The organism is [Mycobacterium] manitobense, assembly GCF_025821665.1.
Classification (GTDB): Bacteria; Actinomycetota; Actinomycetes; order Mycobacteriales; family Mycobacteriaceae; genus Mycobacterium; species Mycobacterium arseniciresistens.
The window spans coordinates 1-508 of sequence record NZ_JACKSJ010000246.1; the positions used below are offsets into that span (position 1 = coordinate 1).

At 60.4% G+C, this 508-nt stretch carries 1 protein-coding gene; it reads right to left on the reverse strand.

What is annotated here, in order from left to right:
- Window positions 1-508, reverse strand: a 508-nt coding sequence (locus tag H7I41_RS27065; RefSeq protein WP_264015730.1) for a YncE family protein, incomplete at both ends; no start/stop codon positions are given.

Genomic DNA, 508 nt, shown 5'->3' on the forward strand with positions numbered 1-508 from the left:
GATCACGGACACGGTGCCTGGGCCGGTGGCGTTGATTCCGGTGGCGTTCATTCCGGTGACGTAGATACGGGTGCCGTCAGGACTGACCGCAAGGGACTGCGGCTTAGACCCGACGGTGATTGGTACTCCAATCATGGCGTTGGTGGCGGTGTCGATCACCGACACGGTGCCTGCGCCGGTGGTGCGGTTGACAGAGGTGAAGTAAACGCGGGTGTTGTCAGGACTGACCGCCACATCCACCAGGTAAGCAGCCGACGCGCCGACTAATGGCGCGGAGTAGATGACGGTGTTGCGGTGGGTCACGGTATCGATCACCGACACGGAGTAGTAATTGGTCGCGTAAACGCGGGTTCCGTCGGGACTAACCGCTAAACCACTTGGAATACCACCGATGGTGATAGGTGAGCCGATGACCTTATTGGTGCCGGTGTCGATCACCGTTACGGTGCCGCCGCCACCCTGGGTGTTGAGGTAAACCCGTTTGCCATCGGGACTGACCGCCACATCC